Source organism: Streptomyces sp. NPDC054956, from assembly GCF_053609185.1.
The window spans coordinates 1-16,471 of record NZ_JBSGXB010000170.1; the positions used below are offsets into that span (position 1 = coordinate 1).

A 16,471-nucleotide genomic window follows, 5' to 3' on the forward strand; every position below is an offset into this window, starting at 1 on the left:
GGGGAACACCCCCGGCGGGCCTTCCGCGTCCCGGGCTCCGTCCGGGCTCAGTCCCGGCACCCTCTCCGCTCCCTCTCGGCCGGGCGGGCGATGCTCACGGTCTCCCGCCGCACGGTGCCCGGCTCGTGACGATGCGTCATGGTCTTCTGGCTCTCGTCACGCCGGGCATTCGGCGCCCGGTCGAGAAGGAGAGCCCCCGTGATCCGCAGCGTCGCCGTCGCCCTCGCCCTGCTCACGTCCGCCGCCGTCACCGCCGGCGCCCCGACCGCCGGCGCCGCCACCCAGCCGCCCCCGGCGCCGCCGAAGTCCTCGTACGCCCTCACGGACCCGCGGATCGTCGCCCACTTCGACCTCGCGGCCGGGCAGACGCCGGAGAACATTGCCCTGGAGCCCGACGGCTCCGCCGACCTGACCTTCGCCCTCGCCCGGCAGGTCGCCCGGGTTTCCCGGCACGGCGGCACCGAGATCCTGGCGACCCTGCCGGCCGTCGCGAACCCGGCCACGCCTCTCCTCGGCATCGCGGTCGTCACCGGGATCGTGCGCACGCACGACGGGACGCTCTACGTCCCCTACCTCACCGGCACGGCCGAGACCGGCATCTACCGGATCACCCCGGACGGCGAGCTCTCCAAGTTCACCGACCTGCCGCCGAACGGCTTCGCCAACGGCCTCGCCCTCGACGAGCACCACGGCGTGCTCTACGCCGCCGACTCGGTCCTCGGCACGGTCTGGCGCATCTCGCTCGACGACGGCGAGGTGACGCCGTGGGCCACCGGCGCCGCCCTCGAACCGACCGCGTTCATCGGCGCCAACGGCATCAAGGTGCACGACCACGCGGTCTGGGTCTCCAACTACGACCGGGGCACGCTCCTGCGCATCCCGGTCCGCAAGGACGGATCGGCCGGCGCCATCGCGGTCAGGGCATCCGGGCTGGCGGGGATCGACGACTTCGCCTTCCCCGGGCACGACGACACGGCCCTCGCCGCGCTGAACTCCACCAGCGAGGTCGCCCTGGTGCGGCCCGACGGAACCCACGGCATCCTGCTGACCCCGCAGGACGGGCTGTCCAACCCGACCTCGGTGGCGATCCGCCACCACAGGGTCTACGTCCCCAGCGCGGCCTTCAACACCCAGCGCGACCCGAACCTCCTCCTCGCCCACCTGGAAGGGAGCGAGGAGGAGGACGGCCACGGGGGCCACGAGGGCTAGGGCGTGTTCTCGGCCCGGTCCTACGCGTCCATGCCGGCCAGGACCAGCGGCAGGCGGGTGGCGCCCCCGGAGGTGACCAGGAGCGGCACCCCCCAGTCCTGCTGGTGGACGTGGCAGGCGGGGTATTCGTTCTCCGGGTCGTCGTCGCAGGAGGCGGCCATCGCGGAGACGTGCAGGACCCCCTCGGTGACCTCCGGGTTCAGCACGAGCTCCCGGAACAGGTCGGTCCCGGCCCCGTCCCCGGCCGCCAGCAGCTCGGGCGGGGTCGAGGAGACCAGCAGGCGCGTCGAAGGCCCGTACCGGGTGTCGAGCTTCTGCCCGCTCGGGGCCTGGAAGACGATGTCGAGGCGGAGCGTGCCGGGGGCCACCTCGGTGGCGGCCCGCTGGGTGCGGTGGGCGACCGCGTCCACCCGTACCGCCTCCTCGGGCAGCCGCAGCCGGGTCAGCCGGTGCCGGGCGGACTCGACGACCACGATGTCCTCGCCGACGAGCACGGCGTCGCTGGGCTCGCGCAGATCGGTGGCGAGCGTGGTGACCTGCCCGGTCGCCGGGTCGTACCGGCGCAGGGCGTGGTTGTACGTGTCGCACACCGCGACCGAGCCGTCGGGCAGGGCGGTGACCCCGAGCGGGTGCTGGAGCAGCGCCTGGGCGGCGTCGCCGTCGCGGTGGCCGAAGTCGAAGAGGCCGGTGCCGACGGCGGTGCTGATCGCGTAGCCGTCGCCCCCCTCCACGGGGTGGACGTACCGCAGCGCGCTGGTCTCGGAGTCGGCGATCCACAGCCGGTCCCCGGCGGCCGCGAGCCCCGACGGCTGGGCGAACCAGGCCTCGGCGGCCGGCCCGTCGTGCAGCCCCTCGTTGGTCGTCCCGGCGGCGACGGCGACGGTGCCGTCGGCCGGGTCCCAGGTCCACAACTGATGAACACCGGCCATGGCGATCCAGACCTTGCCCTGCCACCAGGCCACGTCCCACGGCGAGGACAGGTCCACCTCGAGGGCCGGCCCGGAGGTCGGGGAACCCTGCCACCACTGCCGCCCGGTCCCGGCGACGGTCTCCACGGCCCCGGTGGCGGGGTCGTAGCGGCGCAGCGCGTGGTTGACGGTGTCGGCGACCACGACGGTCCCGTCGGGCAGCAGCGCGAGCCCCTGCGGCTCGCTGAAGCTCTCGCCTCCGAAGCCCCGCTCCCCGCTGCCGATCCGGCGCACGACGCTCTCCCCGTCGGCGGCGAGCTCCACGAGCTGGTGGCGCGTCGAATCGGAGACGAGGAAGTTCCCGGACGGCAGCACGAGCGCCTTCCCGGGGAACCGCAGCGCACCCGCGACCGGCTCGGGAGCCACGTACGGCCCGTCACCGCGCCGCAGCGTCCCCTTGGCCTCGTGCTCGGCCTCCAGCTCCTCGACGAGCCGCGCGATGGCGTGCGCGTGCCCCTCACCGGCGTGCTGCGCGACGACGTACCCCTCGGGGTCGATCACCACGAGCGTGGGCCAAGCGCGGACGGCGTACTGCTTCCAGGTGGCGAGCTCGGGGTCGTCGAGCACGGGGTGGTGCACCCCGTACCGCTCGACGGCGTCGACGACGGCGGCGTGCTCGGCCTCGTGCACGAACTTCGGCGAGTGCACCCCGATGATCACGACGGTGTCGCGGTGCTTCTCCTCGAGCTCGCGCAGCTCGTCGAGGACGTGCAGGCAGTTCACACAGCAAAAGGTCCAGAAATCGAGGATGGTGATCCGTCCCCGCAGTTCGGCGAGGGTCAGTTCCTTCCCACCGGTATTGAGCCAGCCGCCCTTGCCGATCAGCTCGGGGGCACGGACACGGGCACGGCGGGGCGCGGGCGCGGGGGTGGGCGCCGGGGCGGCATCGTTCATGCTTCAAGCTTGCCATCCGAGCATGAACGCAGGATCACGCGCGTACGGCAGGACCGGCGGCACCCGCCGGGGTGACGACGTCGGCGGGGGCCCCGTGGGACGCTGAGCGCAGGCAGCGAAGGAGGCGTCCGGCATGACCACCGCGCACGACTACAGCGAGGGCATCGATCCCGAGTACGCGCTGAAGTACGCCATCCAGCACATGCAGGGCGACCGCGTCGAGATCGTCGAGGGCGTCATCCAAGGGGGCGGGGACGCCGTGACACCACCGACTTGGGACCACGAGCATGCCGCGGAGCACATCCGGTACCAGCTCTATCGACGGGTCCTCGAACTCGGGTGCGTGACCGGGTCCGGCAATCTGGACCTTCCCCGATCCCCCAATTGGTATGTTCCCGACATCGCGGTCGTCCCCGAGGGCCTCGCCAAGGGTGCCGACGCACTCGTACCCGACCAGACACTGCTGATCGTCGAAGTGACCTCCGAGTCCAACGCCGATACCGACCGCGTCGTGAAGCGCAAGCGGTACGCGGAGTACGGTGCGCCGCTCTACCTCCTCGTCGACCGGATGGACAGGACCGTCACCCTGTTCTCCGAGCCCGGGCGGCTCGGGTACACCGAAGCGGACGGGCCACATCCCTTCGGGACGGCGGTGCACCTGCCCGCGCCCTTCGGGATCGAACTCGACACCAGCAAGCTCTAGGACGCTTCCTTCGGACAACTGCCCGACCAGATGAACGAAACGAGGAGCCGGACCGGGTGCGCCCCCGAGATTCGAGGCTGTGGGGGCGCTCCCTAGGCTGGCGACGTGACCAGCCACCTGTCCTCCTGTGCCTGCTGCGGCGACTCCCTTACGGACGAGCGGCGTATCGACGTTGGTTTCAACCTGCCGGACGCTGCCCTGACCGCACCCGAAGAGGCCCTGCACCGGCTCGGCCCCTCCGCGCTCCTCCGGGTCGACGGCGTCGGCTCCTTCATTCGCTGCCTCCTGCCCGTCCGGCTGACGCACGACACGGAGCTCGTCCTCGGCACATGGCTGGAGGTCGACGACGCCACTCTCCGGAAGGCCCACGACCACTGGGCTGACCACCGGTACGCGGATCTCACCTTCAGGGGAAGGCTCTGCAACAGGATTCAGCCCTGGGGCGACGATCTGCTGGGCGCCCCGTTCACCGCCCGGGTCACCGACCCCGGTGAGCTGCCCTGCCTCGTCGTGGGCCACCACACGACCGCCATCCGTGTGCTGGAGGAAACCTGGGACCGGGACCACGTCCTCAGCCGTTTCCCCCACCAGCTCCCCGTCGACGTGCGAACCGACCTCGGCGACCACTGGTCCGTCATCCGCAGCGCGGGACTCACCGCCCGGTTCGCCGACGGCGCGGACCTGTTCACCGGGCCGGACCGCGGCGCCTCCGTGAGAGTGTTCAAGGACAACGTCCAGGCACGCACACCCGAGGACTTCCTCAGCGCACTGCTCTCCGGCGCCCCCGACAGACTTCCCGAGCAGCGGCTGACCGAGCCCCTGCCCGGCGGCATCCGCTACGCCTTCTGGCTGACCCCGAACGACCACGGCGGGGAACGGTACGAGTTCTACGGATTCACTGTTCCGGCCTCCGGCACCGCCGCCGGAGTGTCCTGCACCCATGTGAACCCCGAAGACCTCGCCTGGGCCCAGCAGGTCTGGAGGTCCCTCGCCTGGGCTGCTCCGCTCTGATCCGGAAGAGCCCTATACGTCCGTCAGGGCCTTCGTCAGGGCTTCCGTGTACGGGTTCCGGCGGGGGCCGTGGGGGGTGAGGAGGCCTATGTGGCGGGTTGGGCGAGGGGGGTCGATGGTGAGGGTTGAGACCTCGGTGGGGGTGGTCGCGGGGAGGGCCACGTGGGGGATCAGGGCTACGCCCACTCCCGCCGCCACCAGGGACTGGGCGAAGAAGTAGTCCGTGGTGGAGGCCGCCACCTTGAGGTCGAAGCCGGCCCGTTCCGCGTACCGGCGCAGGTACGCCTCCGTCTTGAGGCAGCCCAGCACCCAGCGGTCCGAGGCGAGTTCGGCGAGGGTGGCCGACTCGCGGTCCGCGAGGCGGTGGCCGGGCGGCAGGACCACGGACAGCGGGTCGTCCATCAGCGGGAGCCAGTCGAGCCCGGTCCGCGGACCCAGGGGCAGGGGGCCGTCGAAGTGGTAGGTGAGGGCTACGTCGGCCGCGCCGGCCCGCACCATCGGGACCGCTTCCTCCGGCTCGGCCTCCAGGACCGTCAGCTCCACCTCCGGGTGCGCGGCGACGAACCGTGCGAGGGCGCGCGGCAGCAGGTGGCGGCCGCCGCTCACGAAGGTGGCGAGCGTCAGCCGGGGCCGTTCGGCGGTGATCCGGTCGATCGCGTGGCGGACCTGGTCGAGTTCGGCGGAGATCGTCTCCGCCGCCTCCACCAGCAGCCGGCCCGGCTCGGTGAGGGTGACCCCGCGCGTGCTGCGCACCGCGACGGGGTGGCCGAGTCCGCGCTCCAGCGCGGCGATGTGCTGGGAGACGGCGGAGGGGGTCAGCCGCAGCTCCCCGGCGGCCTTGTTGAAGCTGCCGTGCTCGGCCACGGCCCGCAGGATGCGCAGCTTCTGCACGTCGATCATCAGTTTTCCTTACGGCCGGTTCAGCATCTCGGTAGTTCTGCTGGGGACGCTACAGCGGCAGAGTGCCGTGCATGAAGCAGCAGAAGAAGGTCCTCGTCATCGGTGGGAGCCGGTACTTCGGCAGGCACCTGGTCACCCTGGAGCGGGACGCCGGGAACGAGGTGACCGTCCTCAACCGGGGCTCCGCCGCCCCGCCCCGGGGCGTCGGCCACCTGGTCGCCGACCGCGAGGACGAGGAGCAACTGCTCGCGGCGCTGGGCGGCCGCACCTTCGACGTCGTCTTCGACCAGGTCCTCTACACGCCGCTCCAGGCCGCCGTCGCCCGCCGCGTCTTCGCCGGCCGCACCGGGCGGTACGTGATGACCTCGACGATGGAGGTCCACGACCCCGCGCCGCCCACCGCCGAGGCGCTCGCCTACGCCGAGGGCAAGCGGCGGGCGGAGGCGGTCCTGGGGGAAGAGCCCTCCCTCGGCCTCGTCGCCGTGCGCACCGCGCACGTGCTCGGCGGCGGCCGGGCGGAGTTCACCGGCCGCCTCGCGCACTACGTGGAGCGGATCGGCGCCGGGACTCCGGTGGCCGTGCACGAAGCCCCGTGCCCCACGTCGTTCGTCCACCACCACGAGATCGCCCGGTTCCTGCACTGGGCGGGGGCGCGGGAGTTCACGGGGCCGGTGAACGCGGCCTCGGACGGGGAGCTGGACGTCCTCGGCCTGTCCGAGGCCGTCGCCGAACGGATCGGCCGCGCACCCCGCTACCGCACCGTCCCGCGCGGGGCCCCCGCCTCGCCGTTCTCCTTCGACCGCGCGTACGCGATGGACAACTCCCGGGCCACGGAACTCGGCTTCACGTTCGACCGGGTCGCGGACTGGCTGCCGGACGCCGTCTCCGAGACCGTCGAGGCCCTGCGGACCGGGTGAGGGCGGCCGGAAGACTACGGACCCGTCGAGCCGAGGAGGGCGCTCAGCCGGGGCAGCCGGGCCGCGAGTTCCTCCGTGTCGCCGAAGTCGAAGTCCCAGGCCGGGTCCAGGGGCGGGTATCGGATCGTGAAGCAGTCCGGGAGCTCGCGGCCGGTCGCGGACTCGTAGGCGCGCCAGGCCATGGACAGGGCGGCCTCGTCCTCCAGGAATCCGTACCGGGCCACCGCATCGCGGACCGGCGGGTGGTCCGCCAGGGAGTCCGGGTCGGCCAGGGCCGCGGTGAAGACCGCTTCGCCCTGGGTGAGGAGCCAGCCGCGGAAGTAGTCGAAGCCGTCGTCCGAGCAGCCGTCGTTGATCGCGTACGCGGCGGCCCAGAGCGGCGCCAGGTAGGACTCCGCCAGGAGGTCCCACAGCACCTGCTGGGCGGCGGCCACCTCCGCCTCCGGGAGGGTCGCGAGCAGCTCCGCCGCCCGCACCGCCACCTGGTCGGCCTCCACGCCGGCGCGGGCCGTCTCGATCAGCTTCCAGAACGTCTGCTTGTCCATGGCCCGAGCCTCGCAGCCGGGTCTGACATCACGCGCCGAAGGCGTGGAGGGAGCGGACCAGGGCCGTTACGAAGGCTTCGCGGGTTTCCGGGGGCAGGAGGTCCAGGGAGAGGTACGGGTTGAGGTCCTCCAGTTCGACCAGGAGGAGCTCGCCCGAGGGGGCGCGGCAGGCGTCCACGCGCTGGATGCCGTGGTCCAGGGTGTTCCAGGCGATGAAGCCGCGGGCGAAGGCCAGGTCGGCGGGGGTGGGCTCGTACGGGACGAGTTCCCAGCGGCGCTGCGGGTCGGGGGCGTACAGGGCGTACTGGAAGGCGTCGTCGACGAAGTAGAAGGACACCTCGTACGCGAAGTCCACGCGCGGCTGGATCAGGAACTCCCCCGGGGCGCAGTCCGGGTGCGGGGTGAAGACCAGGCCTATCGAGTCGGCGCCCTGTCGGGGCTTCACCGCGTACGTGGGCGAGGGCGGGAGGAGGGCGAGGTCGGCCGGGTCGTCGATCGTCGGGATGACCGGGTGGCCGGCCGCCGTCAGGTCGAGGAGGTAGCCCTTGCCCGCCATGTCGCCGCGGCCCGTGAGCGGGTTGTAGACGCGGATGCCGGAGGCGAGGGCCGCCGCGCGGAAGGAGTCGTGGGCCTGCTGGTAGTGGATGACCGGGCCGCTGTTGCGGACGACGACCGTGTCGAAGGCAGGCATCAGGCGTTCGGCGTCCAGGGGGTGGCACAGGGCGAGGTCGAAGTGCTCGCGCAGCCGCGCCGTGAGGAAGATGTCCTCGTCGCAGTAGCGGCGGCCGCGCGCCGGGTACGCCAGGTCGGTCACGTAGAGCAGAGGCATGGCTGCAACCTATCGCGGGCAGCGATGGCGGCATGAAATACCTGGTTCGGGACAAACTGCTGGCCGTCGGGGACGACTACTGGATCGAGGACGAGGACGGCCGGCACGCCTTCCTCGTCGACGGGAAGGCGCTGCGCTTCCGGGACACCCTGGAGCTCAAGGACCCCGACGGGCGGATCCTGATCACGCTGCGGGAGAAGCTGTTCGCCCTGCGGGACGCGATGACGCTGGAGCGGGACGACCGGCGGCTCGCGGTGATCCGCAAGAAGCGGTTCTCCCTGCTGCGCAACCACTACCTGGTGACCCTGAACGAGGGCACCGAGCTCGATGTCAGCGGCCGCGTCCTGGACCGGGAGTTCAAGGTCGAGTACGAGGGCGAGCTGCTCGCCCTGATCTCCCGCCAGTGGTACCGGATCCGCGAGACGTACGCCGTCGACGTGATCCGCGAGGACGCGGACGCCGCGCTGCTGGTCGCCGTCGCGGTGTGCGTGATCCGGATGGCCGAGAAGGAGCGGGAGGGGGACCGGGAGCTCGGCGAGGAGGCGCGCTCCGACCGGCCCACCGCCCCGACCCGGCCCGGCCGGCCCTGACGGCCCCCACCGCCCCGACCGCCCCGACCCGCCTAGCCGCAGCCGAGCCGGCCGCAGGCCTCGACCGGGCCCGCCCCGGGGATCGCCGCGAGGTAATCGCGCAGGGCGGCCCGTTCGGCTCCGGTGAGGTCCTCGTCGTACGTGACCTCCAGCCGGGTCCCGGAGTCGAGGCCGGTCTCGACGGTGCCCGTCACCCCGTACTGCCACAGCTCCGACGCCGGGCCCCGGCCGTCGTCGCCGTACGCGTTGCCCGGGATCACCACCGAGTAGGCGTGCGGCTGCCGCATGACGTCCCGGGCCAGCGGGGCCACGGCCACCAGCACCGTGACGGCGGTGACCGCGGTGAGACCCGCGCAGACCCGGGCCAGGACCGGACGGCGGCGCGGGTCGGCGGAGGCGGCCAGCAGGAGGATCACGGCCGACGGGATCATCACGAACATGCCGAAGCAGGCCAGGACCACACCGAGGACGGTCACGACCGCGCCGACGCCGCGGCACATGGCGCGGAACGCCCGCGCGTCCCGGAGGAAGAGCGTCCAGGTGATGGCGACGAAGGGGAGGACGAGGATCATCGCGGGCGGGTAGAACAGGGTCCAGAGCGTCATGACGGCGGCGAGGAGGGCGGCGGCGCCGGCCATCGACCGCTGGAGCCGGTGCACCCGCTCGACGGGGGCGGCGTCCGGGGCCGCGTCCGAAGCCGGGGCCGCGCCCGGGGCCGCGTCCGAAGCCGGCTCCGCCGCGTCCCCTATGTCCCCGTCCGCCATGCCCCGTACTCACCCTTGATCTCGTGCCGACTTCGCACAAGTAAACCCCACCGGGTCAGACGCCCAGGCGGCGGTCCTTCAGGGCCGGGAACTGGTCGCGCGTCTCGGCGACCTTCTTCGGGTCCAGCTCCACCGTCAGGACGTCCTCCCCCGGGCCCGCCTCCGCCAGGACCTCGCCCCACGGGTCGACGACCAGGCTGTGGCCCGCCTGCTCGACGCCCGCGTGGGTGCCGGACAGGCCGCACGCGAGGACGTACGACTGGTCCTCGACGGCCCGGGCGCGGTTCAGGAGGGTCCAGTGGGCGCGGCGGCGGGCCGGCCAGCCCGCGGCCACCACCATCGTCGTGGCCCCGGCGTCGACCAGGCCGCGGAACAGTTCCGGGAAGCGAAGGTCGTAGCAGGTGGCGAGGCCGAGGGTCTGCTCCGGCAGGGCGACGGTGGTCAGGGACTCCCCGGCGGACATCAGGACGGCCTCGCCCTGGTCGAAGCCGAAGCGGTGGATCTTGCGGTACGTGGCCGCGAGCTCGCCCGTCGGGGAGAGGACGAGCGCGGTGTTGTAGAGCGAGCCGTCGCCCGCGCGCTCCACGAAGGAACCGGCGTGCAGCCAGACTCCGGCGTCGGCGGCCGCCTCGGACATGGCCTCGTACGTCGGGCCGTCCAGCGGCTCCGCCTCCGTCTCGAACTGCTCGTAGGCGAAGGCCCCGACGGTCCACAGCTCGGGCAGCACGACGAGATCGGAGCCGGACTGTTCGCGTACGAGGTCGGCGGCGCGGGAGCGGCGGGAACCCACCGACTCCCCCTCATTCACCGCGATTTGGATCAGGGAAGCGCGCACAGTACCACCGTCCTGGCATTCAAGCCGTCAACTCGGGCCTACGATCGTCACACGAAAGCACTGCCGGGGTGCTCTCCGGCAGCGTAGTTTTGAAGCCATTGCACAAGCTTCCAGAACGCGCCAACGCGCCAATGAACAGCACGCGAGGGGTCCCGTTGACCGTCCATCCGCATCCCAGCCTTCAGCCCTATGCCGACGCGTGGACGCACTCCATCGAGGCGATATCCGAGCTGGTCCTTCCGCTGACGGAGGGCGAGTGGAGCCGGGCGACACCCTGCCCCAACTGGTCCGTGCGTGATGTCGTGTCACACATCATCGGTATTGAGTGCGAGCAGCTCGGCGATCCGCGGCCGATCCACACCCTGCCGAGGGATTTGCGCCACGTGGTCGACGAGTTCTCGCGCTACATGGAAGTGCAGGTCGACGTACGTCGTCACCACACCGCTCCCGAGATGACCTCCGAGCTGGAGTACACGATCATCCGGCGCTCGCGCCAGCTGCGCAACGAGAAGCGGGATCCGGACACGATGATCCGCGGACCGCTGGGCGAGCCCGCGACGCTGGAGCACTCGCTGCGGCTGCGCGCCTTCGACGTGTGGATCCACGAGCAGGACCTGCGGGCCGCGCTGGGGGCGCCGGGGAACTGGGACTCCCCGGGCGCGTACGTGGCACGGGACCTCCTGCTGGCCGGGCTGCCGAAGGTGGTCGCGAAGAAGGCGGGGGCACCGGCGAACTCGGCCGTCGTCATCGACGTGCACGGGCAGCTGGAGTTCATGCGGACCGTACGGGTCGACGCGGAGGGCCGCGGCACGATCGACAAGGCCCCGTCGCTGGGACCCGCGGTGACGCTGACGCTGGACTGGGAGACGTACGTGCGCCTCGCGGCCGGGCGGGTGCGTGCGCACGCGGTCGCCGACCGGGTGAAGATCGAGGGGGACCAGGCGTTGGCGGAGGCCATCCTGGCGCACTTCTCCGTGACTCCGTAGAACCGTCGCCGCGCTCCTGCCGTCCCTGATCACGGAGGGGGCGGAGCGCGGAAAGGGTTCTACACAGGTGTGGACGAAGGTGTCGTCCGCTGCCGTACCGGCAGCGGAGCGGTTCGACTGGTTCCTCGCGCAGCGCATCCCCACCGACAGCGGCATGGGGGCGATCCTCGCCCAGTACATGCGCTCGCTGGCCGTGCACGGGGAGGAGTGCGGGCCCGCCGAGCTGGAGCGGCTGGGCGCCGTCGCCCTCGACCTGGTCGGGGCCGCCCTCGCCGGGCGGCTCGGCGCCGAGGACGAGCCGGACGAACGGGCCCGCACCGAGGCCCTGCTGGCCCGGATCGACGCCTTCATCGGCCACAACCTCGGCGATCCCGAGCTGAGCCCCTCCGTCGTCGCCGCCCGGCACCACATCTCGCTGCGCCGGCTCCAACTGCTCTTCCAGGAGCGCGGGGAGAGCGTCGCCGCCTCGGTGCGCAGGCGCCGGCTGGAACGGTGCCGCGCGGACCTCGCGGACCCCGGGCAGCCGACGGTCCCCGTGCACGCCGTGGCCGTGCGCTGGGGGTTCACCAACGCCTCGGTTTTCAGCCGCCTGTTCCGCGATACGTACGGCGAGAGCCCCAGCGGATTCCGCCGCGCGGCGGTGGCCCGGGCGGCGGAGAAGGCGGCGGAGAAGGCAGCGGCGGAGGCACAGGACGCGGCGGAAGAAGCGGCGGACAGGGCGGCCTAGCAGTGGTTTCTCTTGCGCTTGCGCGCAATGTCAACGAGCCCTGCGCGCTCGGCACACCCGGGCGCTCCGCGCGCTCGTAAGCTCGGCACTCGTTGGCCTGAAGCCGACTCCGCCCAGCGGAGGAACGGACCCACGGGCCGACGGCAGGACCGGTGGACGGGTGGGAAAGGACGGGGGTCTGTCCCACCCGGTCCGCGTCCGCGGTACGCGGGCCGGCACGACACCCCTCAGGTCCGTGTAGGGCCGGCGTCGGCAGGGGTGCCGACGCCGGCGCCGGCGCCGGGAGCGGCCACGGCGGTGGCCGAGGAGTCCGGGGCCGGCGGGACGGCCTGTGCGGGCAGCGCCACGGACACCTGGCCCGGAACCGGCGCCGGAACCGCCACCGCGGCCGCCGTCGAAACCGCCGCCGACCTCTCGCGTTCGCGGGCCAGCGCCCGGCCGCGCAGCCGCAGGATCTGGGCGATGCCGAACACCTCCAGGACGAAGACCGACGAGAACGCCACGCGGTAGTCGTCGCCCGTGGCGTCGAGCAGCAGGCCCACCGCGAGCAGGGTCGTCATGGACGCGATGAAACCGCCCATGTTGGTGATCCCGGAGGCGGTGCCCTGACGCTCCGGCGGGTTGGCCGGACGGGCGAAGTCGAAGCCGATCATCGAGGCCGGACCGCACGTGCCGAGCACCATGCAGAGGCAGACCAGCAGCCACATCGGCGCGCTGTCCCCCGGGTAGGCGAGGACCGAGCCCCACAGCAGCGCGGTGAGCGCGACCGTGCCCAGGGCGAGGGGGATGCGCGCGGACTGCCGCCGCGCCACGATCTGCCCGTAGACCAGGCCGAGCGCGATGTTCGAGGCGACGACCAGCGTCAGCAGCCCGCCCGCGGTGGTGCGGGAGAGCCCCTGGTCCTCGACGAGGAAGGGCATGCCCCACAGCAGCAGGAACACCATCGCCGGGAACTGCGTGGTGAAGTGCACCCACAGGCCGAGCCTGGTGCCGGGCTCCTTCCAGGAGTCGGCGATCTGGCGCCGTACGAATCCCCCCGCCCCGGAGCCCCCCGCCCCGGCGGCCCGCGGCGCGGGCTCGTGGCCCTCGGGGTGGTCGCGCAGGAACAGCACGAGCGGGACCAGGACCACCAGCCCCGCCACCGCACTGCCCCCGAACGCCGGGACCCAGCCGATCCCGTGCAGCACGGGCGCCAGCACCAGGGTGGAGACCAGGTTGCCCGCCATCCCCACCAGGCCGGCCAGCTGCGCCATCAGCGGGGCCCGGCGGGCCGGGAACCAGCGGGTCCCGAGCCGGAGCACGGAGATGAAGGTCATGGCGTCGCCGCAGCCCAGCAGGGCGCGGGCGGCCAGGGCCATCCCGTAGGAGGGGGAGAGCGCGAAGCCGATCTGGCCGGCGGTGAAGAGCACCGCGCCGAGGGTGAGCACCTTCTTGGTGCCGAGCCGGTCCACCATCAGGCCGACGGGTATCTGCATGCCCGCGTAGACCAGCAGTTGCAGGAGGGAGAACGTGGACAGCGCGGAGGCGTTCACGTGGAAGCGGTCGGCAGCCTCCAGGCCGGCGACGCCCAGGCTGGTGCGGAAGATGACCGCGACGAAGTAGACGGCGACGCCGATCGACCACACCAGGACCGCCTTGCGGCCGCCCGGGGGATCCTTCACGACGTGCGCCTGCGCGCTCATCGGGCCGACCCCCGCACCAGTTCCGCGACCCGGCCCACGTGCGCCCGTACCGCCGCCGCGGCCGTCTCCGCGTCGCCCGCGCGCAGGGCGTCGAGGATCTCCGCGTGCTCGGCCAGCGTGCGCTCCACGCGGTCGGGGTGCGCGTGCAGCACGGCGACGCCCATGCGCAGCTGGCGGTCGCGCAGCTGGTCGTAGAGGCGGCACAGGATCTGGTTGCCGGCGCTGCGCACGATCTCGGCGTGGAAGGCCCGGTCCGCGGCCATCATCGCGCCGAGTTCGCCGGCGGCGCCGAGCCGGCGCTGGTCCTCGATGAGCTCCGCGAGCCGGTCCAGCAGTCCGGGCGGGGCGGGCACGGCCCGGCGGACGGTGAACTCCTCGACCAGCAGCCGGGTTTCGATCACGTCGGAGATCTCCTGTGCGGAGACCGGCAGGACCAGGGCGCCCTTCTTCGGGTACAGCTTCAGCAGCCCCTCGGTCTCCAGCCGCAGCAGGGCCTCGCGGACCGGCGTGCGGGAGACCCCGACGGCGACGGCGAGCTCGCCCTCCGTCAGCAGGACCCCGCCCTCGTAGCGGCGTTCGAGCACGCCCTCCTTGACGTGTCGGTAGACGCGTTCGGCGGCGGTCACTGCGGTGGTGGCTGATGGCATGCGCACAGCATAGATACAACAGAGGTGCAAGCCGCCGCCCGTCCACGATGCGGACCTTCACCGGGGGCGGCCCCGGTGGCCCTCACTCCCCCGCCGTCGCCACCACCACGTCCAGGACGAACTCGTCGTACGGGGCCTCCTGCGGGTACGGCGGCCGGACCTGCGCGAACCGGATCCGGGCCCGGCCGTCCGCGCGGGCCCGTACGACGTACACGCGCTCCACGGTCGCCCCCGGCAGCGGCGGCCCCGCCGGGTCGGGCGGCGGCGGGCCCTCGGACACGGAGACGGCGTCCGCGTCCCCGGTCACCTGCCAGGTCCACACGTAGCCGCGCGCACCGCGCCCGGTCAGCCGCAGCTCGTACGGCTCACCGGGGGCGAGCACCACCTCCCGTACCTCCACGCGCACTCCTCCCGGCCCGGACCGCGGGCCCCGCCGACCGGGGCAGCCCCTCACGCCGGGCCGATCACGGCCCCCTCGTGCCAGCCCGCGCCGTCGCGCCAGTAGTGCTGGAGGCGGCGGTCGGTGCGCAGGGCGATCACCTCCAGGTTGAACCCGAAACTGCCCTGAAGCATCCCGGTGACGGCCAGTACGTCGTGGCCGAAGACCGCGGAGCGCCGCCAGGCGACGCCGCCCGCGTTGCCGCGCCACCAGTGCTCGATCCGGCCGTCCGCCCCGGTCACGCACAGCTCGTAGTTCCCGGCGGTGTCCTCGTCGGCGGCCCCGTACTGCGCCTCGATCATGCAGGGCGCCGAGGTGACCCCGTTGCCGAAGATCTCGCCGGGGCGCCAGGCGAACCCGTTCGGGTCGTCGCGCCACCACAGCTGCATCCGGCCGTCGGTACGGGCGGCCACCAGGTCGAGGTGGCGGGAGCGGGTCTGGACCAGGGCGGGTCCGTAGTGGGCGATGCCGAAGGCGAAGCGGCCGCCGTCGTTCCAGGTCCAGGGGGCGCCGTTGATCCGCCACCAGTGGTTGAGGCAGCCGTCGGCGGTGCGGACGACCACCTCGAAGTTGCCCGGCGCCCCGTAGTCGCTCTGGATGAAGGCCGGGGTCGAGCCGATCGCCGCGTCGCCCGGGCCGAAGGCCCCGCCGTCGCGCCAGGCGCCGCCGGACTGCTCGTAGTACCAGTGGCGCAGCCGGCCGCCGGTGGTGACGTGCAGCGACTCCATGTTCCGGTTGTACGTGGTCCCGGTGAAGGCCGGCTGACCGGAGGCGTCGGAGGCGAAGGTCCGGCCCCGGGACCACGGGAAGGGGGCCTCGCCCTCGCGCCACCAGTGCTGGAGGGAGCCGCCGGTGCCCCGCGCGGCCATCTCGAAGTTGCGGTGGGCGCGGCCGTTGCCGCTCTCGTAGACGTTCCCGGAGTGCAGGCGGCGCTTGCTCCACGGGTCGATGTTGGTGCCGTGCAGACCGCACTTGGCCCAGTGGTCGATCTTCACCTCGCCGTACGCGATCCGGCCGTGGCCGCCCACGTGGTAGCCGGGTCCCCAGGAGTTCTTGAAGAGCCAGCAGCCCGCCGCGTCGTCGTACCCGGTGATCAGGACGCAGTGGCCGCCCGCGAAGCGGTCGCTGGTGCGGTGGTAGACGCCGGAGCCCAGGCCGAAGAAGTCGTCGTACACGTCGAAGCAGGCCGTCAGCGGACCGACCGTGTCGAGCCACACCTTCTGCTGCTCCACGTCACCGAGCCGGACGTAGTCGGTGATCCGGACGGTGCGCCCGGAGCGGTCCCAGCTCGGCGTGTACTCGGCGCGCCAGGCGTCGCGGCGGTCGGCGGGCGTGCCCGGCGGGGGCGGCGAGTACGGCCAGCAGTCCGGGTCGGCGAGACCGCCGTTGGTCCTGATCCAGTCGAGGGCCGCCTCGGGGCTGCCCGCCTGCCCGCAGGGCGCCCGCAGCCCGTCGTGCACGTCCCCCTCGGAGCGTTCGGCCCACACGTGGTGCTCGATGCGGGCCATCGACTCGACCAGGCCGGCCGCCCCGAACGCCCAGCAGGAACTGCACGGGTTCTGATCCTTCACCTTGGTGATCCAGGGCCAGCCCCAGCGGGTGCGCCAGTCCACGGCGGCCGGCCGGACCGCCGCGGAGGCCACTGCCGTCGCCCGCGCCCGCGCCCCCGTCGCCGTCCCCGTGTCCGGCAGCAGGCCGTGCGCCGCCCTGCGCCGGGTGAGGTGCGGATTGCCGCTCGGGCGGCCTATGAGCTCCCGCAGGTCCACCGGCGGGGCGGCCTCCGCGGGCGTGAGCAAGGACCCCGTCCCCAGGCCCAACGAGGGCC

General features: G+C 72.8%; 17 protein-coding genes. 7 read left to right on the forward strand and 10 right to left on the reverse strand.

The window, feature by feature from the left end:
* Positions 1-198 precede the first annotated feature (198 nt).
* Complete coding sequence (locus ACWGDE_RS24130) at positions 199-1,209, forward strand: SMP-30/gluconolactonase/LRE family protein (protein ID WP_453391090.1); 1,011 nt, start codon at positions 199-201, stop codon at positions 1,207-1,209.
* 20 nt (positions 1,210-1,229) lie between these two features.
* Here ACWGDE_RS24130 and ACWGDE_RS24135 read toward each other — a convergent pair whose 3' ends face one another.
* Entirely contained in the window at positions 1,230-3,071 is a 1,842-nt protein-coding gene (locus ACWGDE_RS24135) for an NHL domain-containing thioredoxin family protein (protein WP_453391091.1), read from the reverse strand.
* Between the two features lie 133 nt (positions 3,072-3,204).
* Here ACWGDE_RS24135 and ACWGDE_RS24140 point away from each other — a divergent pair, with 133 nt between their 5' ends.
* Positions 3,205-3,774 carry a Uma2 family endonuclease gene (locus ACWGDE_RS24140; RefSeq protein WP_453391092.1) on the forward strand — a complete coding sequence of 190 codons (570 nt, stop codon included), beginning with the start codon at positions 3,205-3,207 and terminating at the stop codon, positions 3,772-3,774.
* Positions 3,775-3,879: 105 nt separating this feature from the next.
* A complete protein-coding gene (locus tag ACWGDE_RS24145; protein WP_453391093.1) occupies positions 3,880-4,785 on the forward strand; it encodes a DUF2199 domain-containing protein in 906 nt (301 codons plus the stop codon).
* A 12-nt stretch (positions 4,786-4,797) separates the two neighbouring features.
* Here the strand turns inward: ACWGDE_RS24145 and ACWGDE_RS24150 are convergent, their stop codons facing one another.
* Positions 4,798-5,685: a LysR family transcriptional regulator gene (locus ACWGDE_RS24150; RefSeq protein ID WP_453391094.1), complete on the reverse strand. Its 888-nt coding sequence runs from the start codon at positions 5,683-5,685 to the stop codon at positions 4,798-4,800.
* A gap of 71 nt (positions 5,686-5,756) precedes the next feature.
* Here ACWGDE_RS24150 and ACWGDE_RS24155 point away from each other — a divergent pair, with 71 nt between their 5' ends.
* Complete coding sequence (locus ACWGDE_RS24155; protein WP_453391095.1) at positions 5,757-6,602, forward strand: reductase; 846 nt, start codon at positions 5,757-5,759, stop codon at positions 6,600-6,602.
* A 14-nt stretch (positions 6,603-6,616) separates the two neighbouring features.
* On the opposite strand, the gene ACWGDE_RS24160 is transcribed toward ACWGDE_RS24155, so the two are convergent.
* The gene (locus tag ACWGDE_RS24160) at positions 6,617-7,147 is read right to left on the reverse strand and encodes a DUF4240 domain-containing protein (protein WP_453391096.1); all 531 of its coding nucleotides are present in this window, start codon (positions 7,145-7,147) and stop codon (positions 6,617-6,619) included.
* A 28-nt stretch (positions 7,148-7,175) separates the two neighbouring features.
* Complete coding sequence (locus ACWGDE_RS24165; RefSeq protein WP_453391097.1) at positions 7,176-7,976, reverse strand: hypothetical protein; 801 nt, start codon at positions 7,974-7,976, stop codon at positions 7,176-7,178.
* Positions 7,977-8,008: 32 nt separating this feature from the next.
* On the opposite strand from ACWGDE_RS24165, the gene ACWGDE_RS24170 reads away from it, so the two are divergent.
* Entirely contained in the window at positions 8,009-8,566 is a 558-nt protein-coding gene (locus ACWGDE_RS24170; RefSeq protein ID WP_453391098.1) for an LURP-one-related/scramblase family protein, read from the forward strand.
* A 32-nt stretch (positions 8,567-8,598) separates the two neighbouring features.
* On the opposite strand, the gene ACWGDE_RS24175 is transcribed toward ACWGDE_RS24170, so the two are convergent.
* Both ACWGDE_RS24175 and ACWGDE_RS24180 read right to left on the reverse strand, forming a co-directional pair.
* Complete coding sequence (locus ACWGDE_RS24175; RefSeq protein WP_453391099.1) at positions 8,599-9,330, reverse strand: hypothetical protein; 732 nt, start codon at positions 9,328-9,330, stop codon at positions 8,599-8,601.
* Positions 9,331-9,385: 55 nt separating this feature from the next.
* Entirely contained in the window at positions 9,386-10,165 is a 780-nt protein-coding gene (locus ACWGDE_RS24180) for a carbon-nitrogen family hydrolase (RefSeq protein ID WP_453391100.1), read from the reverse strand.
* A 155-nt stretch (positions 10,166-10,320) separates the two neighbouring features.
* Here ACWGDE_RS24180 and ACWGDE_RS24185 point away from each other — a divergent pair, with 155 nt between their 5' ends.
* Together ACWGDE_RS24185 and ACWGDE_RS24190 are read left to right on the forward strand one after the other, a co-directional pair.
* Positions 10,321-11,151, forward strand: a complete 831-nt coding sequence (locus tag ACWGDE_RS24185) for a maleylpyruvate isomerase family mycothiol-dependent enzyme (protein ID WP_453391101.1) — start codon at positions 10,321-10,323, stop codon at positions 11,149-11,151.
* Positions 11,152-11,230: 79 nt separating this feature from the next.
* On the forward strand, positions 11,231-11,878 hold the full coding sequence (locus ACWGDE_RS24190) for a helix-turn-helix domain-containing protein (RefSeq protein WP_453391102.1): 648 nt from the start codon (positions 11,231-11,233) through the stop codon (positions 11,876-11,878).
* 227 nt (positions 11,879-12,105) lie between these two features.
* On the opposite strand, the gene ACWGDE_RS24195 is transcribed toward ACWGDE_RS24190, so the two are convergent.
* The 4 genes from ACWGDE_RS24195 to ACWGDE_RS24210 all read right to left on the reverse strand — a co-directional run.
* A complete protein-coding gene (locus ACWGDE_RS24195; RefSeq protein ID WP_453391103.1) occupies positions 12,106-13,560 on the reverse strand; it encodes an MFS transporter in 1,455 nt (484 codons plus the stop codon).
* A complete protein-coding gene (locus ACWGDE_RS24200) occupies positions 13,557-14,207 on the reverse strand; it encodes a GntR family transcriptional regulator (protein ID WP_453391104.1) in 651 nt (216 codons plus the stop codon). The genes ACWGDE_RS24195 and ACWGDE_RS24200 overlap by 4 nt, the downstream gene beginning before the upstream one ends.
* A gap of 82 nt (positions 14,208-14,289) precedes the next feature.
* The gene (locus tag ACWGDE_RS24205) at positions 14,290-14,607 is read right to left on the reverse strand and encodes a protease inhibitor I42 family protein (protein WP_453391105.1); all 318 of its coding nucleotides are present in this window, start codon (positions 14,605-14,607) and stop codon (positions 14,290-14,292) included.
* A 50-nt stretch (positions 14,608-14,657) separates the two neighbouring features.
* Positions 14,658-16,471: C1 family peptidase (locus ACWGDE_RS24210; RefSeq protein WP_453391106.1), on the reverse strand; the 1,814-nt coding region annotated here is incomplete at its 5' end.